General features: G+C 73.7%; 20 protein-coding genes and 1 pseudogene. 12 read left to right on the plus strand and 9 right to left on the minus strand.

What is annotated here, in order from left to right; all coding sequences use genetic code 11:
* Positions 1 to 40: 40 nt before the first annotated feature.
* Both lpdA and ACSU6L_RS27225 read right to left on the minus strand, forming a co-directional pair.
* Complete coding sequence (gene lpdA, locus ACSU6L_RS27220; RefSeq protein WP_437060933.1) at positions 41 to 1,429, minus strand: dihydrolipoyl dehydrogenase; 1,389 nt, start codon at positions 1,427 to 1,429, stop codon at positions 41 to 43.
* 285 nt (positions 1,430 to 1,714) lie between these two features.
* On the minus strand, positions 1,715 to 3,250 hold the full coding sequence (locus ACSU6L_RS27225; RefSeq protein ID WP_437060935.1) for a leucyl aminopeptidase: 1,536 nt from the start codon (positions 3,248 to 3,250) through the stop codon (positions 1,715 to 1,717).
* 364 nt (positions 3,251 to 3,614) lie between these two features.
* Between ACSU6L_RS27225 and ACSU6L_RS27230 the strand changes: the two genes are divergently transcribed.
* The 5 genes from ACSU6L_RS27230 to ACSU6L_RS27250 all read left to right on the plus strand — a co-directional run bounded on the left by ACSU6L_RS27230 (position 3,615) and on the right by ACSU6L_RS27250 (position 10,288).
* Positions 3,615 to 5,648 carry a hypothetical protein gene (locus tag ACSU6L_RS27230; RefSeq protein ID WP_437060937.1) on the plus strand — a complete coding sequence of 678 codons (2,034 nt, stop codon included), beginning with the start codon at positions 3,615 to 3,617 and terminating at the stop codon, positions 5,646 to 5,648.
* Between the two features lie 155 nt (positions 5,649 to 5,803).
* Positions 5,804 to 7,300 (plus strand): GT4 family glycosyltransferase PelF, encoded by a 1,497-nt coding sequence (pelF, locus tag ACSU6L_RS27235; protein WP_437065078.1) that lies wholly within the window; start codon positions 5,804 to 5,806, stop codon positions 7,298 to 7,300.
* Positions 7,297 to 8,823 carry a hypothetical protein gene (locus ACSU6L_RS27240; protein ID WP_437060939.1) on the plus strand — a complete coding sequence of 509 codons (1,527 nt, stop codon included), beginning with the start codon at positions 7,297 to 7,299 and terminating at the stop codon, positions 8,821 to 8,823. The genes pelF and ACSU6L_RS27240 overlap by 4 nt, the downstream gene beginning before the upstream one ends.
* Positions 8,820 to 9,482: a spherulation-specific family 4 protein gene (locus ACSU6L_RS27245; RefSeq protein WP_437060941.1), complete on the plus strand. Its 663-nt coding sequence runs from the start codon at positions 8,820 to 8,822 to the stop codon at positions 9,480 to 9,482. Before ACSU6L_RS27240 ends, ACSU6L_RS27245 begins: the two co-directional genes overlap by 4 nt.
* Complete coding sequence (locus tag ACSU6L_RS27250) at positions 9,479 to 10,288, plus strand: endo alpha-1,4 polygalactosaminidase (protein ID WP_437060943.1); 810 nt, start codon at positions 9,479 to 9,481, stop codon at positions 10,286 to 10,288. The genes ACSU6L_RS27245 and ACSU6L_RS27250 overlap by 4 nt, the downstream gene beginning before the upstream one ends.
* A 22-nt stretch (positions 10,289 to 10,310) precedes the next feature.
* Here ACSU6L_RS27250 and ACSU6L_RS27255 read toward each other — a convergent pair whose 3' ends face one another.
* A complete protein-coding gene (locus ACSU6L_RS27255; protein ID WP_437060945.1) occupies positions 10,311 to 11,114 on the minus strand; it encodes an adenosylcobinamide-GDP ribazoletransferase in 804 nt (267 codons plus the stop codon).
* A 63-nt stretch (positions 11,115 to 11,177) separates the two neighbouring features.
* On the opposite strand from ACSU6L_RS27255, the gene ACSU6L_RS27260 reads away from it, so the two are divergent.
* Complete coding sequence (locus tag ACSU6L_RS27260) at positions 11,178 to 11,942, plus strand: hypothetical protein (protein WP_437060947.1); 765 nt, start codon at positions 11,178 to 11,180, stop codon at positions 11,940 to 11,942.
* Here ACSU6L_RS27260 and ACSU6L_RS27265 read toward each other — a convergent pair.
* Both ACSU6L_RS27265 and cobT read right to left on the minus strand, forming a co-directional pair.
* Positions 11,885 to 12,580, minus strand: a pseudogene (locus ACSU6L_RS27265) (hypothetical protein); the annotation flags it as partial. The gene ACSU6L_RS27260 and the pseudogene ACSU6L_RS27265 overlap by 58 nt on opposite strands.
* Before the next feature lie 81 nt (positions 12,581 to 12,661).
* Positions 12,662 to 13,744 (minus strand): nicotinate-nucleotide--dimethylbenzimidazole phosphoribosyltransferase, encoded by a 1,083-nt coding sequence (gene cobT, locus ACSU6L_RS27270; protein ID WP_437060949.1) that lies wholly within the window; start codon positions 13,742 to 13,744, stop codon positions 12,662 to 12,664.
* Between the two features lie 180 nt (positions 13,745 to 13,924).
* Between cobT and ACSU6L_RS27275 the strand changes: the two genes are divergently transcribed.
* The gene (locus ACSU6L_RS27275) at positions 13,925 to 14,968 is read left to right on the plus strand and encodes a class I SAM-dependent methyltransferase (RefSeq protein WP_437060951.1); all 1,044 of its coding nucleotides are present in this window, start codon (positions 13,925 to 13,927) and stop codon (positions 14,966 to 14,968) included.
* Positions 14,969 to 14,988: 20 nt separating this feature from the next.
* Here ACSU6L_RS27275 and ACSU6L_RS27280 read toward each other — a convergent pair whose 3' ends face one another.
* The gene (locus ACSU6L_RS27280) at positions 14,989 to 16,203 is read right to left on the minus strand and encodes a bifunctional adenosylcobinamide kinase/adenosylcobinamide-phosphate guanylyltransferase (RefSeq protein WP_437060953.1); all 1,215 of its coding nucleotides are present in this window, start codon (positions 16,201 to 16,203) and stop codon (positions 14,989 to 14,991) included.
* Between the two features lie 216 nt (positions 16,204 to 16,419).
* Here ACSU6L_RS27280 and ACSU6L_RS27285 point away from each other — a divergent pair, with 216 nt between their 5' ends.
* Positions 16,420 to 16,638, plus strand: coding sequence for a hypothetical protein (locus tag ACSU6L_RS27285; RefSeq protein WP_073942940.1), 219 nt, complete (start codon positions 16,420 to 16,422; stop codon positions 16,636 to 16,638).
* A gap of 41 nt (positions 16,639 to 16,679) precedes the next feature.
* On the opposite strand, the gene ACSU6L_RS27290 is transcribed toward ACSU6L_RS27285, so the two are convergent.
* The 3 genes from ACSU6L_RS27290 to ACSU6L_RS27300 all read right to left on the minus strand — a co-directional run bounded on the left by ACSU6L_RS27290 (position 16,680) and on the right by ACSU6L_RS27300 (position 19,318).
* Complete coding sequence (locus ACSU6L_RS27290) at positions 16,680 to 17,783, minus strand: S1C family serine protease (protein ID WP_437060955.1); 1,104 nt, start codon at positions 17,781 to 17,783, stop codon at positions 16,680 to 16,682.
* 75 nt (positions 17,784 to 17,858) lie between these two features.
* Entirely contained in the window at positions 17,859 to 18,596 is a 738-nt protein-coding gene (locus ACSU6L_RS27295; protein WP_437060957.1) for a class I SAM-dependent methyltransferase, read from the minus strand.
* An 83-nt stretch (positions 18,597 to 18,679) separates the two neighbouring features.
* Positions 18,680 to 19,318 carry a DUF3043 domain-containing protein gene (locus tag ACSU6L_RS27300; RefSeq protein WP_198948574.1) on the minus strand — a complete coding sequence of 213 codons (639 nt, stop codon included), beginning with the start codon at positions 19,316 to 19,318 and terminating at the stop codon, positions 18,680 to 18,682.
* A 282-nt stretch (positions 19,319 to 19,600) separates the two neighbouring features.
* On the opposite strand from ACSU6L_RS27300, the gene ACSU6L_RS27305 reads away from it, so the two are divergent.
* The 4 genes from ACSU6L_RS27305 (at position 19,601) to ACSU6L_RS27320 (ending at position 22,645) form a co-directional block, all read left to right on the plus strand.
* Positions 19,601 to 20,377, plus strand: a complete 777-nt coding sequence (locus ACSU6L_RS27305) for a PspA/IM30 family protein (RefSeq protein ID WP_437065080.1) — start codon at positions 19,601 to 19,603, stop codon at positions 20,375 to 20,377.
* A 23-nt stretch (positions 20,378 to 20,400) separates the two neighbouring features.
* Positions 20,401 to 20,679: a PspA-associated protein PspAA gene (gene pspAA / locus ACSU6L_RS27310; RefSeq protein ID WP_437060959.1), complete on the plus strand. Its 279-nt coding sequence runs from the start codon at positions 20,401 to 20,403 to the stop codon at positions 20,677 to 20,679.
* 62 nt (positions 20,680 to 20,741) lie between these two features.
* Positions 20,742 to 21,962: a sensor histidine kinase gene (locus ACSU6L_RS27315; protein ID WP_437060961.1), complete on the plus strand. Its 1,221-nt coding sequence runs from the start codon at positions 20,742 to 20,744 to the stop codon at positions 21,960 to 21,962.
* Positions 21,959 to 22,645: a response regulator gene (locus ACSU6L_RS27320; RefSeq protein ID WP_073942934.1), complete on the plus strand. Its 687-nt coding sequence runs from the start codon at positions 21,959 to 21,961 to the stop codon at positions 22,643 to 22,645. Before ACSU6L_RS27315 ends, ACSU6L_RS27320 begins: the two co-directional genes overlap by 4 nt.
* The last annotated feature ends 15 nt before the right edge of the window (positions 22,646 to 22,660 follow it).

The raw sequence follows: 22,660 nt of genomic DNA on the forward strand, positions 1-22,660 counted from the left end.
TGCGGAAGTCTGTGTCGTCGCGCCCAGTGACCGAGGGAGGTCAGTCGTGGGAGTGCAGCGGCTTGCCGGCCAGGGCCAGGTGGGCCTCGCCGAGCGCCTCGTTCTGCGTCGGGTGGGCGTGGATGAGCTGGGCCACCTCGGCCGGCAGCGCCTCCCAGTTGTAGATCAGCTGGGCCTCGCCGACCTGCTCGCCCATCCGGTCGCCGACCATGTGGACGCCGACCACGGCACCGTCCTTGACCTGGACGAGCTTGATCTCGCCCGCGGTCTTCAGGATCTTGCTCTTGCCGTTGCCCGCCAGGTTGTACTTCAGGGCGACGACCTTGTCCGCGCCGTAGATCTCCTTGGCCTTGGCCTCGGTGATACCGACGGAGGCGACCTCCGGGTGGCAGTACGTCACCCGCGGGACACCGTCGTAGTCGATCGGGACGGTCTTCAGACCGGCCAGCCGCTCCGCCACCAGGATGCCCTCGGCGAAGCCGACGTGCGCGAGCTGGAGCGTCGGGACCAGGTCGCCGACCGCGGAGATGGTCGGGACGTTGGTCCGCATGTACTCGTCGACGAGGACGTAGCCGCGGTCCATGGCGACGCCGGCCTCCTCGTAGCCCAGGCCCTGCGAGACCGGGCCGCGGCCGACGGCCACCAGCAGGACCTCGGCCTCGAACTCCTTGCCGTCGGCCAGGGTGACCTTGACACCGTCCTGGGTGTACTCGGCCTTCTGGAAGAACGTGCCCAGGTTGAACTTGATGCCGCGCTTGCGGAAGGCGCGCTCCAGGAGCTTGGAGCTGTTCTCGTCCTCGACCGGGACGAGGTGCTTCATGCCCTCGATGATCGTGACGTCCGAACCGAAGGACTTCCACGCGGAGGCGAACTCGACGCCGATGACGCCGCCGCCCAGGATGATCGCGGACTTCGGCACGCGGTCCAGGACGAGGGCGTGGTCCGAGGAGATGATGCGGTTGCCGTCGATCTCCAGGCCCGGCAGGGACTTCGGCACGGAGCCGGTCGCCAGCAGGACGTGGCGGCCCTGAACCCGCTGACCGTTGACGTCGACGGAGGTGGGGGAGGACAGCCGGCCCTCGCCCTCGATGTACGTCACCTTGCGGGAGGCGACCAGACCCTGCAGACCCTTGTACAGGCCCGAGATGACCTCGTCCTTGTACTTGTGGACCGCCGGGACGTCGATGCCCTCGAAGGTGGTCTTGACGCCGAACTGCGCGCTCTCGCGGGCCTGGTCGGCGATCTCGCCCGCGTGCAGCAGGGCCTTCGTGGGGATGCAACCCCGGTGCAGGCAGGTGCCGCCGACCTTGTCCTTCTCGATCAGGGCGACGTCCAGGCCCAGCTGCGCCCCGCGCAGGGCCGCGGCGTAACCACCGCTACCACCGCCGAGGATCACTAGGTCGAAAACGGTGCTGGCGTCGTTCGCCACGTCACGTCCTCCATGCATGTGCGCCACGCCGGTCTCCAGTGACCGGTCGGCGGCTGGTGTCCGGCCGCTCGTTCTTCGGCCCTTAGGTGGGGCCCTGTCCTGCCGAGCCCCATCTTCGCACTTGTCCGCACCGGACGAGACGCGGGGCCGGGGTGTGAGACACAGCACGTTCACTCGTGACGCCGGGTGAGGGGACGCCGCCAAGGGGCGCGGGGAACTGCGCGACCAGCCCCCACGCCCCTGAAGCCGCCCCGCGGCGGAAACACCCGACTCAGTGGGCGGGCGTCAGCCCAGATCACCCGCGGCCGTCAGCTCCGCGAGCCGCACCAGCGTCCGCACCCCGGACCCGGTGCCACCCTTCGGCGTGTACCCGAAGGGCCCGCCCTCGTTGAACGCCGGCCCCGCGATGTCGAGGTGCGCCCAGGTGATCCCCTCGCCCACGAACTCGCGCAGGAACAGACCGGCGACCAGACCGCCGCCCATCCGCTCGCCCATGTTGGCGATGTCCGCCGTCGGCGAGTCCATCCCCTTGCGCAGGTGCTCCGGCAGCGGCATCGGCCAGGACTCCTCGCCGACCTCCTCCGAGGCCTCCACGATCGCCGTCCGGAACGCGTCGTCGTTGGCCATGACACCGAACGTGCGGTTGCCCAGCGCCAGCACCATCGCACCGGTCAGCGTCGCCACGTCCACGATCGCGTCCGGCTTCTCCTCGGACGCCGCCCACAGCGCGTCGCCCAGCACCAGCCGGCCCTCGGCGTCGGTGTTCAGCACCTCCACCGTCTTGCCGCTGTACATGCGCAGCACGTCACCGGGGCGCACGGCGGAGCCCGACGGCATGTTCTCGGCGAGCGCCAGCCAGCCGGTGACGTTCACCTCCAGACCGAGCCGCGCGGCGGCGACGACCGCGGCGAAGACCGCCGCCGCGCCGCTCATGTCGCACTTCATCGTCTCGTTGTGCCCGGCCGGCTTCAGCGAGATGCCGCCGGAGTCGTAGGTGATGCCCTTGCCGACGAAGGCCAGGTGCTTCTTCGCCTTGGAGTTGGTGTACGACAGCTTCACCAGGCGCGGCGCGGACGCGGAGCCGCCGCCGACGCCGAGGATGCCGCCGTAGCCGCCCTTGGCGAGGGCCTTCTCGTCGAGCACCTGCACCTTGATGCCGTGCTCCTTGGCCGCGGCCTGGGCGATGGCCGCGAACGCCTCGGGGTTGAGGTCGTTGGGCGGGGTGTTGATCAGGTCGCGGGCGCGGTTCAGCTCCTCGGCGACGGCGGTGGCGCGCTCGAGGGCGGCCTTGTGCTCCTTGTCGCGGGGCTTGCCGCCGAGGATCGCGGCCTCGGCGAGCGGCGCCTTGCCGTTCTTGTCCTTGGCGTTCCTGCCGTTCTCCTTGTAGGCGTCGAAGGAGTACGCGCCGAGCAGCGCGCCCTCGGCGATCGCCCCGATCGCGGCGGCGTCCGCGGCCGGCAGGGCGAAGGCGGCCTTCTTGGAGCCGGACAGCGCGCGGGCGGCCACGCCGGCGGCGCGGCGCAGCGCCTCGGCGTCGTACTCGCCGTCCTTGTCCGGCTGCGCGCCCAGGCCCACCGCCACCACGAGCGGCGACTTGAAGCCGGACGGCGCGGGCAGCTTGGTCACCTCGCCCTCGGCACCGGAGGCGCCCAGGGTCTCCAGGAGACCGGCGAGCCTGCCGTCGTAGGCGCTGTCCACGGCCTCGGCGCCCGGCGCGACGGCGAGCCCTTTTCCGCCCTTCGGGCTCTTGGTGACACCGATCACGATCGCGTCGGCCCGCAGGCCGGCCGCCGCGGCGGTGCTGAGAGTGAGAGCAGTCACGGTGGTGAATTCTCGCTTCCGATGTGAAGTTGCTGTGGCCGAACAGGGTGGGTCGGCCGGGCCCGACAGCCGACCCTGGATCCGGCCCTTCGAGGAGGTCTCGTCCGGGTCCGTGTCTGTGCGGCGCGGACCTGGGACGAGACTACGCTCGCGCGTTCATTCGCTCACGCCTGCGGGCGTTCACCTGTGAGTGGCGTCGTGGCCGTTTCCTGATCCTCGCACTCGATGAGCTGGGTCACACTCGTCGGGTTCCGGTGGGTCCCGTGCTCACCGGTTCGCATGATTTCCGCGTGATCCTCCGTAAATGGCCCGGGGGTCGTAAAGGGCCGAACGGACACGGGGGATCTTCTGGGGGGAGGACACCATGGCGCCACGCGTGCGCAGAAGGAGAGAAACGGTCGCGGTTCTGACGGCGGCCGGACTGATGACGCTGGGCCTGGGGGTGCCCGGAGCGTCGGCGGCGGTCGAGCCGCGGATCGATCTGAGGGTGCTGGTGGTGGACAACGGGGACAGCTCCGTCGAGGCCATCACCGCCCAGTTGGAGAGCACCGGCATCCCGTACACCACGCTCGACCTGAACGACCCGGGCCGCCCGGCGGTCACCGAGGCGTTCCTCAGCGACACCGTGAACGGCAGGCCCCGGGCGAGGTTCCAGGGCATCGTACTGCCCCACGAGGCCCCGTTCGGCGCGGGCTCCGCCGAGCAGACCGCGCTGGAGACCTACGAGCGCACGTACGGCGTCCCGCAGGTCGACGCCTACACCTGGGCCCATCCCGGGGTGGGGCTCGACCACACCAGCGAGGGCGGCTGGGCCGGCGCGCTCGACGGGCGCGAGGCGACCGTCACCGAGGCCGGCAGGGCCGGCTGGTTCGGCTATCTCGACGGCCCCCTCGCCTTCGAGGACATCGACCCGGCCGTCCAGGAGAGCTACGGCTACGTGGCCCGGCCCCGCGCCGGCTTCACCAGCTACGTCGACATCCCCGTGCCCGGCGGCACCGGCCGCGGCAGCGTCGTCGGGGAGTATGCCCACGACGGGCGCCGCGAACTGGTGGTGACGTTCGCCTACAACCAGCACCAGCGGCAGTTCCGGGCGCTCGCCCGGGGCGTCGTCGAATGGCTGACGCAGGGCGTGCACCTGGGCCGCTCCCGCAACCACTTCGCGGTCCACGTCGACGACGTCTTGGCCGCCGACAGCCGCTGGGACACCGAGCGCGACTGCACGCCCGGCGACCTCGACTGCGCGGGCGGCGAGGGCGAGGGGACCACGCCGATCCGGATGACCGCCGCCGACGCGGCCTACGCGGCCCAGTGGCAGCGCGAGCGCGGCTTCACCCTCGACATGGTCTACAACGCGGGCTCCGGCGAGCAGTGGAAGACCGAGAACGGCGGCACCGACCCGCTCGCCGACCGGCTGCTCGCCGACCGGGCGCGGTACCGCTGGATCAACCACACCTACACCCACCCCTTCCTGGGCTGTGTGCAGGACACCTCCACCGTGCCGTGGACCTGCGCGAAGAACGCCGACGGCAGCACCCGGTACATGAGCCGTGCCGAGATCGCCGCGCAGATCCGCGACAACCAGAACTGGGCCACCGCCAAGGGCCTGCCCGTCGACCGCACCGAGCTGGTCACCGGCGAGCACTCCGGCCTGAAGACCCTGCCGCAGCAGCCCGCCGACAACCCGAACCTGGCGGGCGCGCTCGCCGACACCGGCGTGAAGTGGATCGCCTCCGACAACTCCCGCGAACCGCAGCAGCGCCCGGTCGGGGCCGCGGTGACCGTGCCCCGGCATCCGATGAACGTGTACTACAACGTCGGCACCGAGGCGGAGATGACCGACGAGTACAACTGGATCTACACCTCCAGGGCCGACGGCGGCAGCGGTGCCTGCGAGGACAACGCCAACTCCACCTGCCTCGACGAGCCGCTGGACCTCGCCACCGGCTACGACTCCTACATCGTCCCGCAGGAGGCCCGCATCGCCCTCGGCCACGTCCTCGCGGGCGACCCGCGCCCGCACTACGTCCACCAGTCCAACCTGGCCGAGGACCGCATCCTCTACCCGGTGCTGGACAAGATCCTCGCCGACTACCGGGCGATGTTCGCCGACAACACACCGCTGGAGAACCCGAGCCACAGCGCCGCCGGCACCGAGCTGAAGCGCCGCGCCGCCTGGCGGTCCGCGCTCGACGCCGGCCGGGTCACGGCGTACCGCGTCGGCGACACGGTCACCGTCACCGCCCCGGCCGGCACCCAGATCCCGGTGACGGCCCCGGAGGGCACCAGGAAACAACTCCTGCTGGGCACGACGACGTTCGGCACGCCGTACGCGGGCCGACGCTCGGCGTGGACGGCACCTGAGCTTCTGCAGTCGGCGGTCACCTTGAAACTGCCGTAGGCGCAACGCCGACAAGGGGCGCGGGGCCGTATCGATATGCGGCTCCGCCGCGGGGGCGCGACCAGCCACGACGACCCCGCACCCGGGCGACGAGGCAGCAGTTCCCCGCACGGAGTCCGCAAACAGGGGGAAGGCGCGCGGCATTGCACGTCACCATGCTCACCGAAGGCACCTACCCGCACGTCCACGGCGGCGTCAGCACCTGGTGCGACCAACTCGTCAAGGGCATGCCGGAGGTCGACTTCCACATCGTCTCGCTCACCGGCAGCGGCCGTGAACCGGTCACCTGGGACCTGCCGCCCAACGTCTGCCGGCACACCTCGGTGCCGACCTGGGGCCCGCGCCCGGGACACCGGCGGGCGCCGTACGGCAGGGCCCGCCGCCGCTTCGTCGACGCCTACGAGCGGCTGCTGATGTCGTTCCTGGACCCCGAGTCGCCCTGCGACTTCGGCGAGGCGCTGACCGAGCTGGCCGTCCTCGCCCGCGACGGCCGGCTGGCGGCGGCGCTGCGCACGGAGGCGGCGCTGCGCTCGCTGATGTGGATATGGACGATGCCGCATCTGCCGACCGCGGCCGCCGGACCCACCGTGCACGACGCGTTGACCGCCACCGACCTGCTGGAACACGCCCTGCGCCCGCTGGGGACGCGGATACCGGAGGACTCCGTGGCGCACGCGACGGGCAGCGGCCTCGCCACGCTGCCCGCACTCGCCGCCCGCGCCCTGGACGGTGTGCCGTTCCTCCTCACGGAGCACGGCATCTATCTGCGCGAGCGCTATCTCGGCTATCGCCGCGAGGCCCAGCGCTGGCCGGTGAAGGCGTTCATGCTCGGCTTCTACCGTGAACTCATCTCACACGGCTACCGCTCGGCCGACCTGATCACGCCGTGCAACCAGTACAACCGCCGCTGGGAGGAGCGCGGCGGCGCCGCCGCCCACCGCATCCGCACCGTCTACAACGGCGTCGACCCGGCCGCCTTCCCGCACGCCGGCCCGGAACCCGAGACCCCCACCCTCACCTGGTGCGGCCGCGTCGACCCCATCAAGGACCTGGAGACCCTGATCCGCGCCTACGCCCTGGTCCGCGCCGAGATCCCGCAGACCCGGCTGCGCCTGTTCGGCCCGGTCCCGCCCGGCGGCGAGGCCTACCGGACGAAGCTGGAGAAGCTCGCCGCCGAACTCGGCGTCACCGACGGCCTCACCTTCGAGGGCCGCGTCAGCGAGGTCTGGCGCGCCTACGCGGCCGGCCACGTGGTGATGCTGTCCTCCATCTCCGAGGGCTTCCCGTTCTCCATCATCGAGGCCATGTCCTGCGGCCGTACGACGGTGTCGACGGACGTCGGCGGAGTGCGCGAGGCCGTCGGCGACACCGGCCTGGTGGTCCCGCCGCGCGAGCCGGAGAAGATGGCCGCCGCCGCGCTCACCCTGCTCCGCGACGACGAACGCCGCCGCGCACTGGGCGAGTTGAGCCGTCAGCGGGTCGTCGACCGGTTCACCCTGCGCCGCTCCGTGGACAACTTCCGCACGATCTACCACGAACTGGCGGGCGCCCCCGAGGTGTACGAGCCGACCGTCGAGACGGTCGCCGACTGGACCCTCGAACTGCGCGACCCCTGGTACGCGGCCGTGGCGACGGACGGGACGGACTGGTGAGCGGAGACGTCCGGCCGCCCCCGGGCGCCCACCCCGGCAGCGTGCCCGCCGTCCCGCGGCAGCGCGCCCCCAGGCAGCGCGTCCCCCACTGGGCCGGGCCCGATCCCATCGACGAACTCGCCGAGAACCTGCACGACTTCATAGGCGCCGCCGTCCACCCGGACGAGATCGCCGCGCTGCTGGAGTCCGACGGCCTCTCCGACGACCGGATACGCGAGCAGTACGGGGTGAAGGACTCCTTCGCCCTCGCCGAGGAGCTGTACGCGCGCGTCCCCCGCCGCCACCCCGAACCCGACGGGCCCGTCCACGACCCCTGGCAGGCCGGTCTGCTGGGCTGTCTGCTGCGCGGCGTGGTGTTCGCCCTGCCGGGCCTCGCCTACGTCCTCGGCGGCCCCCTCCTCGCCGGCCCGGAGGGCGACTTCGGCCTCCCCGTCGGCACGGTCCCGCTGCTCGCGGGCGCCCTCACCGGCTGGACCTGGAACCAGGGCCTCGCCCACCGCGCCTACTCCTGGCTCGGCCTCGGCGACGGCTCGGCCGCCCGCCGCTGCCTCCTCGTCGGCGCGCCCCTCGGCGCCCTGCTCTGCTCCCTGACCGCGCTCGCCGTCGCCGGCACCGCCGAGCCTGCCGCCGTCGCCTTCGCCGCCGGCCAGTCCTGCTATCTCGGCGCGGCCACCGTCCTGCTGGTCCTGGGCCGGGAGAAGGCACTGCTCGTCGCCCTGCTGCCGATGGCGGCCGGGGCGGTGGCGGCCCTGGTCACCGAGGTGCCCGAGGCGACCCGGCTCACCCTGCTGCTCGGCTCGCCGGCCGTGGTCGCCGCGCTCGCCCTGCTCGAGGTGGCGCCCGCGCTGCGGCAGCTGGGGGAGGGCAGCTGGACGGCGGGCCTGACGGCGCTGCTGCCGTTCGGGTCGTTCGGCCCCGTCGCGCACCGGCCGGGCGGGCCCCGGCTCGCCGCCTCGCTGCCGTACGCGCTGTTCGGCCTCGGCAGCGGTGTCCTCGTGCTGTACGCGGCCCTCGGCGACGTGCTCGCCGGGCAGGCGCACAGCGTGGTCGCCGCACCCGCAGCGGTGGCGCTCACCCTCAGCACGGGGCCCGCCGAATGGCTGCTGTACCGCTTCCGCAGCGGCAGCCTCGCCGGGCTGCGCTCCACCAGCACGCCCCGCGCGTTCCGGCGCACCACCGCCCTGACCGTCGTCCGCTGCCTGGCCGGCTACCTGGCGGCCCTGTCCGCCCTCGCCCTGGCGGCCGCCGCCCTGTGGCCGGGGTCCCCGGCCGTCACCGGCGTCCGCCTGACGGGACTCCTACTGCTCGGGGTGGTGCTCTGGACCGGCCTGCTGCTCCAGTCGTTCGGCGCGATCCACGGCGCGGCGGCGGTGTGCTGCACGGCCGCCCTCGCCCAGACCCTCGCGCTGACGACCCACACGGGCGATCCGCACCGGGTCGGCGTGACCGTCCACGGCGTCGCCGCAGCCGTACTGGCGGCCCTGGTGTGCGGCCTGCTGGGGAGGGCGACCGCCCACCGATGAGCACCCTGCTGGTCCCGTACTACGAGCACCCGTCCGTCCGCCCCGCCGAGTGGGACGCCGTCGTCGCGGCCGCGCCCCGCCTCCACGGCGTGGTCCTCAACCCGGCCAGCGGCCCCGGCGACGCCCCCGACCCGGCGTTCGCCGAGGTCGCCGCCCGGCTGCGGGCCGCAAGGGGGCCGTCCGGGGGAGTGCGGGTGCTCGGGTACACCGACACCGACTACGGCCGCCGCCCGTACGCCGACGTGGTCCGCGAGATCGAACGGCACCGCGCCTGGTACGGCACGGACGGCGTCTTCCTCGACCAGGCCGCGGCGGGCCCCGGCGAGTTCGCCCACTACCGCCGCCTGGCCTCCGCCGCCCGGGCGGCGGACTGTGTCACCGTCGCCCTGAACCACGGCACCGAGCCGCACCCCTGCTACGCCCGGATCGCCGACCTCGTCGTCACGTTCGAGGGGGACTGGGCGACGTACCGCGCCCGGCCCCCGCGCCCCTGGCCGGGCACGGGCGCGCGGCAGTGCCACCTCGTCCACGGGGTCCCGCCGGGCGCCGATGTCGAGGGCCCGGCCCGGGAGCTGGGGGCGACCGTGTACTGCGCGGTGCCCGGCACGGGAGATCATCCCTGGGGTACGTTGCCGCACACCCTGGAGCCCGCCCGGTGAGACGCCCGATCCCTCTGCTCGCCCTGCTTCTGCTGCTGCTCGCGGGCTGTACGTCAGCCCCCGAGGACCGGCCGGACCGTCCCGCGCGTCCGGACGGGCCGTCCGGGCAGCGCTGGCAGCCGCGCCCCGGCACCCCCTGGCAGTGGCAGCTCAGCGGCCGTCTCGACCCGGCGGTCGACGTGCCGGTGTACGACATCGACGGCTTCGACCACGACGCGGACGCCGTCGCCGATCTGCACGACCGGGGCCGCAAGGTCATCTGCTACCTGTCCACCGGCGCCTGGGAGGACTTCCGCCCGGACGCCGGCGAGTTCCCGGAGTCCGTGCTGGGCGAGGGCAACGGCTGGGAGGGGGAGCGCTGGCTCGACATCCGCCGCACCGACGTCCTGGAGCCGCTGATGGCGGCCCGGATCGACATGTGCCGCGAGAAGGGCTTCGACGCGGTGGAGCCGGACAACATGGACGGCTACCGCAACCGGACCGGCTTCCCGCTCACCGCCGACGACCAGCTCCGCTACAACCGGCTGATCGCCCGGCTCGTCCACGAGCGGGGCATGGCCGTCGGCCTGAAGAACGACCTGGACCAGATCCCGGAGCTGGTCGGCGACTTCGACTTCGCGGTCAACGAGCAGTGCGCCCAGTACGACGAGTGCGACACCCTCACCCCGTTCATCGAGGCGGACAAGGCCGTCTTCCACGTGGAGTACGAGCTGCCCACGCGCGACTTCTGCCCCGAGGCGCGGCGGCTGCGGCTCAGCTCGATGCTGAAGAAGTACGAGCTGGGGGTGTGGCGGCGGCCCTGCTGAGCCCCGAGGGCCGGCCCCGGCCTCAGCCCAGCGCCAGCACCACCAGCGCCGTGGTCGCCGCCGTCTCGGCGAGCCCGCCGAACACATCGCCGGTCACCCCGCCGAACCGGCGGACACAGTGCCGCAGCAGCAGTTCCGCCGCGGCTACCGCGAGGACCACCGCGACGGCCGCGAGAGCCGCACGGCCGAGGTCGTACGACCCCGCGAACACACCCGCGCCCGCCGCCGCCCCGGCCACCCCGAGGCCCACGAGCAGCGCTCCGCCCCGGGGCACCACCCCCGCGACGGCCGCGCCCAGCCCGTCCGGGCGGGCGGCCGGCACCCCGGCGCGGGCCGCCAGGGTGAGCGCCAGCCGGGCGGCGGTGCCCGCGACGACGGCGGCGAGCGCACCCCGCGCCCAGGAGCCGTCGTAGGCCTCGGCGAGGGCGGCCACCTGGGCCAGCAGCACGAAGAGCAGGGTGATCACCCCGAACGGCCCGATGTCCGACTGCTTCATGATCCGCAGCGCGTCCTCGGCGGGCTTCCCGCTGCCCAGCCCGTCGGCGGTGTCGGCCAGCCCGTCCAGGTGCAGTCCCCGGGTGAGCACGGCCGGCACGGCGGCGGAGGCCACGGCGGCGAGCAGCGGACCGGCGCCGAGCAGCAGGAGCGCCACCCCGGCCGCCGCGGCGAGGATCCCGACGACCAGTCCGGCGACCGGCGCGCACAGCATCCCGCCCCGCGCGGCCTCCCGGTCCCAGCGGGTTACCCGGACCGGCAGGACGGTGAGCGTGCCGAAGGCGAAGCGGAGGCCGTGCAGCGGCGGAAGCGGCAAGATCGGGGAGGACACGCCCGGAAGAGTACGCGACGGTCCGGACGGCGCCCGGTGCGGAATCCCGCCACACTTGGACTCATGGTGCAGTGGCTGGAGCGCAACATCATCGAACCGGGCAAACTCCCCCTGCTGCTCGCCCTTACCGCCTTCGTGCTCACCTTCCTGATCACCCGGCTGGTCACCCGTCTCATCCGGGCGGGCAAGGGCCCCTTCGGCAACGTGAAGGCGGGCGGGCTCCACATCCACCACGTCGTGCCCGGGGTCGTGCTCGTCGTCATCGGCGGTTTCGGGGCGGTGGCCAGCGGACGGGAAGGGCTCGGCCCGGCGCTGTGCGCGGTGATCTTCGGGATCGGCGCGGGGCTGGTGCTCGACGAGTTCGCGCTGATCCTCCACCTCAACGACGTCTACTGGAGCGAGGAGGGCCGCAGGAGCGTCGAGGTCGTGGTGCTGACGGCAGCGGTGGTCGGCCTGGTCCTCTCCGGGTTCTCCCCGTTCGGCGTGAACGACCTCGACCAGGACGAGCTCCAGGACCGCGGCACCGTCATCGCCACCGTCGTCGGGAACTTCGTCTTCTCCCTCGTCGCCCTGATCAAGGGCAAGCTGCCCACCGCCCTGTTCGGCGCGATCGTGCCGTTCGTCGCCCTGATCGGCGCGCTCCGCCTGGCCCGCCCCGGCTCCCTGTGGGCCCGCCGCTTCTACGCCCGCCGCCCGCACGCCCGCGCCCGCGCCGAGCTGCGCGCGTACCACCACGACCGCCGCTGGACCGGACCCGCCCGCCGGGTGCAGGACTGGATCGGCGGCGCGCCCGACGAACCGGCCGCCCCCGAGCTGGACCGCCGCTGAAACACCGCCTCCACCACGCACAGCGCCAGCACCGCCGCGATCGCCGCCAGATGCTCCTTGCCGGCCAGGTTCGCCTTCACCAGCACCTCGGCCACCATCGCCACGATCACCGCCCCGGCGGTGACATACGCCCGGTACCGCCAGGCCACGTACACCGCGAGCCCCACCACGGCCGCCGACGGCCCGGTGTCCACGACGTGCGCGTCCGCCGCGGGCAGCCCCAGCGGGACGTGCGGGCCGAGCGCGACGCCGAGCCGGGCGTACAGCGTCCCGGCGAGCGTCGCGGTGTAGGCGAGCGCGAGCGTGCGGCGGCGGCCCAGGCAGATCTCCGCGATGCCGAACACCAGCAGGATCTGCGCGAGGGCACCCCACGCCGGCAGGTCCAGGGCCGGGACGAAGAGGGAGAGCGGGGTGCGCAGCAGGGCGAGCCACAGCGGGTCCTCGGCGCGCACGGTCCCGAGGTTCTGCACGAGCCCGTAGCCCCACGACCGGCCGTGCACGTCGTGCAGTACGGCGGTGAGGCAGACCGCTGCGACGGTCAGCGGGACGGCCCGCGCCCGCCGTCGGAGCAGGGCTTCGCGCAGGGTGGCGGAGAGCGGACCCCATTCGGCGCGGGCGTGGCGGACGAGCGTGTTCATCGCCCGGGAAGACCGCGCCGAACGGGGAGAAGTTCAGCCGGGCCGACGTGACCTGGCTCGCTCAGACGTCAGACGGTTCCTTCAGACGTCGGACGGTTCCTTCACGTCCGGCTCCGGCGCCGGCTTCTCGGGCAGCTCCGCCGCCAGCGCCGCCGCGGCCCGCACCAGCGGCAGGGCCAGCAGGCCGCCCGCGCCCTCGCCGACCTTCACCCCGTGGCTCAGCAGCGGCTCCAGCGCCATCCGGTCCAGGGCCTTCGCCTGGCCCGGCTCCCCGCTGTCGTGCCCGGCCAGCCACCAGTCCGGCGCCCGGAACGCGATCCGCTGGCCCACCAGCGCACACGCGGCGGCGACGACACCGTCCAGGATCACCGGCATCTTCCGGACCGCGCTCTGCAGCAGGAACCCGGTCATCGCGGCCAGATCGGCGCCGCCGACCGTCGCCAGCAGCCGCAACTGGTCCCCGAGCACCGGCCGGGCGCGACGCAGCGCGTCCCGGATCGCCGCGCACTTGCGCATCCACGCCAGGTCGTCGATCGCGAGCCCGCCCCGCCCGGTCACCACCGAGGCGTCCGTCCCGCACAGCGCGGCCACGAGCACACCGGCGGCCGTGGTGCCGCCCACGCTGATGTCGCCGAGGACCACCAGGTCCGTGCCCGAGTCGGCCTCCTCGTCGGCCACCGCCACCCCGGCCCGGAAGGCGGCCTCCGCCTCCTCCGGGGTGAGCGCGTCCTCGACGTCGATCCGCCCGCTGCCGCGCCGCACCCGGTGCCGTACGACGTCCTCGGGGAGCGTGCCCGGGTCGCAGTCCAGCGCCATGTCCACGACCCGCACCGGCACCCCGGACCGCCGGGCCAGCACCGCCACCGGACGGGCGCCCTCCAGCACCTCGCGCACCAGCTCGTGGGCGCTGCCCGCGGGCCGCGCCGAGACGCCCAGTTCCGCGATGCCGTGGTCTCCGGCGAACAGCACCACCCGCGGATGTTCGACCGGCCGCACCGGTACGACGCCCTGCGCCGCGGCCAGCCACTCACCCAGGTCGTCGAGGCGCCCCAGCGATCCGGGCGGCACGATCTGACGCTCCCGGCGCGCCTCGGCGTCCCGGCGCACCCCGCCGTCGGGGCGCTCGATCAGATCGGTGAAGTCGTCGAGATTAAGCGAGCTCATTCGCCGAACAGTACCGGCACCGGTCGAACCGGACGGCGCCACATGGTCACCACGCGGTCACCACGTCGTTGCACCCAAGATCGCGATCCCATACGTTCCAATTTGTCTGTGTACGCGTATGTGTACGGGTATGCATGGATGCGTTCGTGTACGTGCTTGTGCCCGTCCCGGGAGCCACCGATGCCGTCCTCGCCCTCCGCCGCCCAGGTGACCGCCCGGCGCCGCGCCGCCTGCCTCGCCGAACTCGCCCGCGGCACCGACCGGTTCCACGAACCACGCCGCGAGGACTGCCCGTGGTGCGGCTCCCGCATCCTGCGGACCCGGTTCTCCGCGCCCGACCTCCTCCAGCACAGACCGGGCACCCTCAGCGTCGACGAGTGCCGGGACTGCGCGCACGTCTTCCAGAACCCCCGCCTGACCCCCGAGGGCCTGGCGTTCTACGCCCGCTACCCCCAGCAGGAAACCCCCCGCGGCCGGCCCTCCCGGCGCCGGCTGCGCGCCACCGTCCGCGCGATGCTGCCGTACGGGGAACCGGAGAGCTGGCTCGACGTGGGCACGGCGGACGGGGACCTGCCGGACGTGGCGCGCGAATACCTCCCGTACACCGCGTTCGACGGACTGGACCCCACCCCGCACGTCCTGACGGCCCGCGAGCAGGGACGCGTCGAGGAGGCGTACGTCGGCGACCTGACGACCCGGACCGTCACCGACCGGCTCCGCGGCCGCTACGACGTCGTCAGCGTCCTGCACCACCTGGACCGCGGCCCCGACCCCCGGGCCGGCCTCCACGCGGCGCTGGGCCTGCTCCGCCCCGGCGGCCACATCCTGATCGAACTCCCCGACCCGACGAGCGTGTTCGCGAAGGTCCTGGGCAGATGGTGGCTGCACCACACCCAGCCCCACCACCTCCACCTCGTCCCGCCGGCCAACCTCCACGCGGAACTGGAGGCCCGGGGCTGCACGGTCGTACAAACGGACAGCGTCCATTCCCCCGACGACCTGTCCGCCGCGACCTCCCTCGTCCTCACCCGGCTGCTGCCGTCCCCCGACGCCCCCTGGCGTCCCGTCCCGCCGACGGACATCCAGCGCGCGACGCGCGCGGTCCTCGCCGGAGCGGCGGCCCCGCTGACGGCGGCGACCACGGCGGCGGACCACACCCTGGCCCCCCTCCTGCGCCACACCCCGTTCGCCAACGCGTACCGGGTCATCGCCCGCCTGGGCTGACCCGGCCGCACCCGCGCGGCCTAGGGGGTGTCTCGCAGCACCATCGCCTGCCCCGCCACCACCAGCAGCACCTGCTCGCACTCCCCGGCGACCGCCGCGTTCAGCCGCCCCAGCTCGTCCCGGTACCGCCGCCCCGACGCCGTCGCCGGGACGATCCCGGAACCCACCTCGTTCGACACGGCGACCACCGTCCGCCGGGTCTCCCGCACGGCCGCCGTCAGCTCCCGCACCCGCTCCCGCAGCCCCCGTTCACCCCCGTTCGCCCACTCCGCGTCGTCCCACGCGCCGACGGCGTCCATCGCGTAGGTCAGCCACAGCGACAGACAGTCGATCAGCAGCGGCGGCCCCTCGTCCTTCAGCAGCGGCACCAGGTCGCACGTCTCCACCGTCCGCCACGACCCCGGCCGCCGCTCCCGGTGCGTCGCCACCCGCGCCGCCCACTCGGTGTCCCCGCCCCGCGTCCCGCCGGTGGCGACGTACAGCACCTCCGGGAACGCCTCCAGCCGCCGCTCCGCCTCCACCGACTTCCCGGACCGCGCCCCGCCCAGCACCAGCGTCCGCCGCGGCACGTGCGGCGCGTCCTCGTACGCCCCCACCACCAGCGTCGTGCCGTCCGGCACCACCGTCGCCCCGGCCGCCGCCAGCCGCCGCCGCAGCTCGGCGCCCGGCGGCACGTCGTGATCGATGTGCACGGCGACGACATCCGTCGTCGGCGCGACGGCCCCGACCGCCCGCAGCCGCGCCAGCGCGTCCGGCCGACCCACCACGTCCGCCAGCACCATGTGGTACGGCTCCGCGTGCGGGGTGCCCTCCTCCAGCCCGGCCGGCGCGCCCCCCGGCGGCAGATACAGCAGCCGGTGCCCGTCCGGCCCGGTCACCGCGTACCCGGTGCCCGGCGCGTCCATCGCCACAGCCCGCACCCGGTGCCCGGTCGGCAGCGCCTGCTCCCGCCCGTCCGGCACCCGCTCGGGCTGCGGCAGCCCGGCCGGCACCTCGACGGCGGGCCCGTCGTGCGGATGCGACAGCAGCACCCGCCGTACGCCGCCCAGCGACCGGCCCGCCCGCGCCGCCGCGAACGCCGCGCCCGGCGTCAGGTCCAGCAGCAGCGCCCCGTCCACGAGCAGCGCGGTGGCCGCCCGCGCGTCCGGTCCGAGCGCGGTCGCGCAGGTCGCGCAGGGACAGTCCGGGCGGGGCAGTCCCGCGGGGGCACCGGTGCCGAGCAGAGTCAGTTCCACGGACCCGATTTTCGCGTGCCGCCGCAGGTCGTGCGCGCCCGGCCAGGCTCTCTCGTCAAACTTCCGTCGTCCGCCCGGAGGGCGGGCCCTACGGCGAGAGTGCGTGCATGGCGTCGTGGGGCGGGCGGGAGGTTGACGAGAGGGCCTAGGCTCGGGACAGGAGCCGGACCAAGATCCGGCCCGCGCTCTGCTTGTGCTGACAGCTGGGAGGCGTACATGGCGGCATGGACGTGGCGGTTCGAGAAGGCCGACGGGACGGAGGTCCAGCCCGCGGTGCAGCCCGAGGAGTTCACCACGCAGGGGGACGCCGAGTCGTGGATCGGCGAGCACTGGAAGGACCTGCTCGAAGGAGGCGCGGACCAGGTACGGCTGTTCGAGGACGGCACGGAGATCTACGGCCCGATGAGCCTGCACGCGGAGGAAGCGGCGTCGTAGGCACCGCGGGGCGGCACGCACCACCCGGCCGCCCCGCCCGCTCACTGCTCGCCGAGCGTGACGTCCGCCGTCCGCTCCGCGCCGCCCCGCCGGAACGTCACCGTCGTCCGGTCGCCCGGCTGCCGCGCGGCCAGCGCCTCGGCGAGTGAGGTGATGGTGGTGACGTCCGTGTCACCCAGACCGGTGATGACGTCCCCGGGCTGGATGCCCGCCTCGTCGGCCGCCCCGTCGCGCTGGACCTCCACGACCGCGACCCCGACGGCCTGGTAGTCCGCGTCGACGAGCGTACGGCCGGTGATGCCGAGGGCCGCCCGCCCCGAGTGGGTGACCCGGCCCTGCTCGACGATCTGGCCGGCGACGGTCTTCACCGTCGACGCCGGGATGGCGAACCCGATGCCGGCGACCGCGCCGTTCCCGACGCGCGGGTCGGCGGCGGCGAGCGTCGGGATGCCGACGACCTCGCCGCGGAGGTCGACCAGGGCGCCCCCGCTGTTGCCGGGGTTGATCGCCGCGGACGTCTGCACCATGTTGGCGAGGGTGGCGCCCGTGCCCCCGCCGGTGCCGCCCTCGGTGACGGTCCGCCCGGTCGCCGAGACGATGCCCTGCGTCACGCTCGACGCCAGTCCGAGCGGCGACCCCATGGCCAGCACGATCTGCCCCACCTCGACCTCGGCGGAGTCCCCGAACCTGGCGGCCTTCAGCCCGTCCGGCACCCGCTCCAGCCTGACGACGGCGAGGTCCTGCTGGGGGTACGAGTACACGAGCTCGGCGGTGAGGGGGGTCTCGCTGCCGGCGGTGGTCACCTGGAAGGTCTTCCCGTCGCCGACGACGTGCGCGTTGGTGACGATGTGACCCTTCCCGTCGTAGACGACTCCCGAGCCGAGTTCGTCGCCGGCCTGGATCTGCACCACCGACGGCAGGACGTCCCGGATCACCTTCCGGTAGCCGCTCTCCAGATCGGCCGCCCCGGGCACGGCCGCCTGGGCCGTGCCCGGCAGGTCCTTCCCGGCGGAAGGCGACGAGGACTGCGAGGACGAGGACGACGAGGACGACGAGGACCCGGGGAGCGAGCAGCCCGCGAGCAGGACGAACGGCAGGAGGCAGAGAACGGCACGGCGCAGCAGGGGCCCACGGGAAGCGTCCATGCCCCGAGTGTGGTGGCGGCGCGTCCGCCCGGCCCCCGGTGCTCACCCGAACGGGAGACCGCCAGGGGGTGTCCCCTAGCCGCGCACCCCGCACAGGTGCAGCAGCGCCGCGACGCCCCGGTACGGGTCCGTCCGCCCGGCCCGCTCCTCCGCCGCCAGCAGCGCCCGCGGATCGGCGGGCGGCTGCGTGCCGTCCGCGACCGTGTCCGTGAAGACCCGCACCCCGTACCAGGCGCGCAGCGGTGCCCCGATCCCGGCCAGGGTGGAGGTCAGCGCGCTCAGCCGGTCGGCCCGTGCTTCGGCCCCGGGGCGCACCGGGGTACCGGTGGCCGAGTCCGTCCGGGCGTGGGGCAGGTAGGTGGTGGTGTCGAAGGCGGCCAGCGCCCCCGCCCAGTCGCCGGACAGCCCCGGCCGCATCGCCAGCGCGTCCCCGTTGCGCACCAGCAGCGACAGCAGTCCGCCCGGCGCGAGCACCCGGGCCAGCCCCGCCAGCAGCGGATCGGGCTCCTCGACGTACATCAGCACCCCGTGACAGAGCACCACGTCGAAGCTGCCCGGCAGGAAGTGCACACCGGTCTCCCGGCCGTCCCCCTCGATGATCCGCATCCGCTCCCGGATGCCCTCGGGCTCGCCGGACAGCGCCTCACGCGCCGCGCAGACCATCGCCGGGTCCTGCTCCAGGCCGGTGACCTGGTGCCCGGCCCGGGCCAGCCGCAGCGCCTGGGTGCCCCGGCCCATCCCCACGTCGAGCACCCGCAGCCGCTGCCCGACCGGGAACCGCCCGGCTATCTGCTCCTCGAGCTGCCGGGTCACCAGCTCCTGTCGTACGACTTCGCGCAGACCGCCCGCCTCACCGAGCCGGGCGTCGGCCGCGCTCCCGGAGAACGACGCAGCGCTCAGGGCCGCTCCCCGCGCTTGACCTGCGGCTTGGGCAGCCGGAGTCGGCGCATCTGGAGGGAGCGCATCAGCGCGTAGGCGACGGCGCCGCGCTTGTTGTCGTCGGGGAAGCGCTCGTTCAGCCGCTTCTTCAGCCGGACACCGGTGACGATCGAGTCCAGCACGATCAGGACGATCACCACGAGCCACAGCAGCAGCGCGATGTTCTGCAGCGCCGGCACCCGGATCATGCTCAGCACCAGGATGACGACGGCCATCGGCAGGAAGAACTCCGCGATGTTGAACCGCGAGTCGACGAAGTCGCGCGCGAACCGGCGGATCGGGCCCTTGTCGCGGGCCGGCAGATACCGCTCGTCACCGCCCGCCAGCGCCTGACGCTGCCGCTCCAGGGCGGCCCGCCGCTCCTCGCGCTGACGCTTGGCGGCCTCCTTGCGCGTCGTCGGCGTATTGGCCACGCTGCGGCGCTGCGACTGGGCGGCGCTGCGCTTGGGCGTGGGGCGGCCCTTGGGGGCCTGCGGGTCACGGGGCTGCTTGGAGAGGTTCACCTGCGCGTTGTCGGCGACGGTGGCCTTCTCTTCCTTGGCACGGCTACGGAACACAAAACCCAAGGGTACGGGGTGCCCGGGGTTGGACCCCAGCCCCGCGGGGAACGATCCGGCAACACCAGTCGTCTGTAGGGGGACAGAGGGGACGATGCGTACGCCCCGGACCCCTGGTGGGCACTCGAGGGCGTACCGGGGGACCACCTACTCCCTACGCCGGAGCGGGACCGTCCCCAGTCGTCCTTGGGGATGAGCGCATCCGTCCCCGAACAGTGCGGTAATGGATGCAGGGCCCGTACTGTGGGTTCTGTCGCAGAGCTGGAGCCGGAGTCGGTCAGAAGGGGGCGCGCGAAGCCCATGAGCGGTGTCATGAAGCGTATGGGGATGATCTTCCGCGCGAAGGCGAACAAGGCCCTTGACCGGGCCGAGGACCCGCGCGAGACCCTCGATTACTCGTACCAGAAGCAGCTGGAGCTGCTCCAGAAGGTGCGCCGCGGTGTCGCGGACGTCGCCACGTCCCGCAAGCGTCTGGAACTCCAGCTCAACCAGCTGCAGCAGCAGTCCTCCAAGCTGGAGGACCAGGGCCGCAAGGCGCTCGCGCTGGGCCGCGAGGACCTGGCCCGCGAGGCGCTGTCCCGCCGCGCCGCCCTCCAGCAGCAGGTCACCGACCTGGAGACCCAGCACGCGACGCTCCAGGGCGAGGAGGAGAAGCTCACCCTCGCGGCCCAGCGCCTCCAGGCCAAGGTCGACGCCTTCCGTACGAAGAAGGAGACGATCAAGGCGACCTACACCGCGGCCCAGGCACAGACCCGCATCGGCGAGGCCTTCACCGGTATCTCCGAGGAGATGGGCGACGTCGGCCTGGCCATCCAGCGCGCCGAGGACAAGACGGCCCAGCTCCAGGCCCGCGCCGGCGCCATCGACGAACTGCTCGCCTCCGGCGCCCTCGACGACCCCTCCGGCATGGCGAAGGACGACATCCAGGCCGAGCTGGACCGGCTCTCCGGTGGTACGGATGTAGAGCTGGAACTGCAGCGCATGAAGGCGGAGCTGGCCGGCGGCACGACGGGTGGCCAGCAGGCCATCGAGGGCGGCCAGGGACAGCAGCAGGGCCGGCAGCAGCCGCAGGACACCCCGAGGTTCGACAAGCAGTAGGGGCCCACGCCGAGGAGGGCGACATGATCGTCAGGATCATGGGGGAGGGGCAGGTGGAGCTGGCCGACAGCCACTTCGCCGAGCTGAACAAGCTGGACGACGACCTGCTCGCCGAGATGGAACAGGGCGACGGCCCCGGCTTCCGCCGCACCCTGAGCGCCCTCCTGGACCGGGTCCGGGAACTGGGCACGCCCCTGCCCGACGACTCCCTCGAACCCTCCGAGCTCATCCTCCCGTCCCCCGAGGCGACCCTGGACGAGGTCCGGGAGCTGCTCGCCGGGGACGGCCTGATCCCCGACTGACCGCCACCGGGGACCGCCGTCCCCGGCCGGGCGAGCCCGCCGCCGGGCTACGGTGGACCACCGTGAGCACCCTCGAACGCGCCCGGCACCGACTCAAGGCCCACCCCATGGCGCTGGACGCGGCGCTGGCCGCGGGAGTGCTGCTCTGCATGGTCGCCGGCTCCTTCGTCGACCCGCACGGCGACGACGGCGTCACCTGGGGCCTGCACAGCCCCGACGTGCTCAGCCTGGTCCTGATGGTGCTCGGGGCGTCGGCCCTGGTGTTCCGCCGCCGCGCCCCCCTGGTCGTGCTGGCCCTCACCGGCGCCCTCTCCCTCGTCGAGTTCGTCACCGGCGACCCCCGCACCCCCGTCGCGATGGCCGCGGTGATCGCCCTCTACACCGTCGCCGCCAGCACCGACCGCCCCACCACCTGGCGGGTCGGCCTGCTCACCATGACCGTGCTGACCGGCGCCGCCATGCTCAGCGGCCCGCTGCCCTGGTACGCCCAGGAGAACCTGGCGATCTTCGCCTGGACCGGCATCGGCGCCACCGCCGGGGACGCCGTGCGCAGCCGCCGCGCCTTCGTCCAGGCCATCCGGGAACGCGCCGAACGCGCCGAACGCACCCGCGAGGAGGAGGCCCGCCGCCGGGTCGCCGAGGAACGCCTGCGCATCGCCCGCGACCTGCACGACGTGGTCGCCCACCACATCGCCCTGGTCAACGTGCAGGCCGGGGTCGCCGCACACGTCATGGACCGGCGTCCCGACCAGGCCAAGGAAGCCCTCGGCCACGTCCGCGAGGCCAGCCGCTCCGCCCTCGACGAGCTGCGCGCCACCGTCGGCCTGCTCCGCCAGTCCGGCGACCCCGAGGCCCCCACCGAGCCCGCCCCCGGCCTGGACCGCCTCGACGAACTCGTCGGCACCTTCCGCAACGCCGGCCTCCGCGTCGAGGTCGCCCGCACCGACCACGGCACCGCCCTGCCCGCCGCCGTCGACCTCGCCGCCTACCGGGTCATCCAGGAAGCCCTCACCAACATCCAGAAGCACGCCGGCACCGCGGCGAAGGCCGAGGTCAGCGTCGTCCGCGTGGGACGGAACATCGAGATCACCGTCCTCGACGACGGCACCGGCGACACCGACCGCCCGCCGGCCGGCGGCGGCCACGGCCTGCTCGGCATGCGGGAGCGCGTCACCGCCCTGCGCGGCACCCTCACCACCGGCCCCCGCTACGGCGGCGGTTTCCGCGTCCATGCGATCCTGCCGGTCGAGACCCGGAACACCGCCGAAAGGGGTCCCGCATGACCATCCGTGTCCTGCTCGCCGACGACCAGGCACTGCTCCGCAGCGCCTTCCGGGTGCTGGTCGACTCCGAGCCCGACATGGAGGTCGTCGGCGAGGCCTCGGACGGCGCCGAGGCGGTGCGGCTGGCCAAGGAGCACGGGCCCGACGTCGTCCTGATGGACATCCGCATGCCCGGCACCGACGGGCTCGCCGCCACCCGCGAGATCAGCGCCGACCCGGCGCTCGCCCACGTCCGCATCGTCATCCTGACGACGTTCGAGGTCGACGACTACGTGGTGCGGTCCCTGCGCGCGGGCGCCGCCGGCTTCCTCGGCAAGGGCAGCGAACCGGAGGAGCTGCTGAACGCGATCCGGGTCGCCGCCGGCGGGGAGGCCCTGCTCTCCCCGGCCGCCACCAAGGGCCTGATCGCCCGCTTCCTCGCCCAGGGCGGCGACGGCGCGGACGGCGACCACGACCAGGCCCGCTCCGAGCGGCTGGACGCCCTCACCGTCCGGGAGCGCGAGGTGCTGGTCCAGGTCGCCGGCGGCCACTCCAACGACGAGATCGCCGAACGCCTCCAGGTCAGCCCGCTCACCGTGAAGACGCACGTCAACCGGGCCATGGCCAAGCTGGGCGCCCGCGACCGGGCCCAGCTGGTGGTCATCGCCTACGAGTCCGGGCTGGTACGTCCAAGGGTGGAGTGACCGCAACGGGCGGTA

The sequence above is a fragment of the Streptomyces sp. enrichment culture genome, from assembly GCF_964272855.1.
GTDB lineage: Bacteria > Actinomycetota > Actinomycetes > Streptomycetales > Streptomycetaceae > Streptomyces.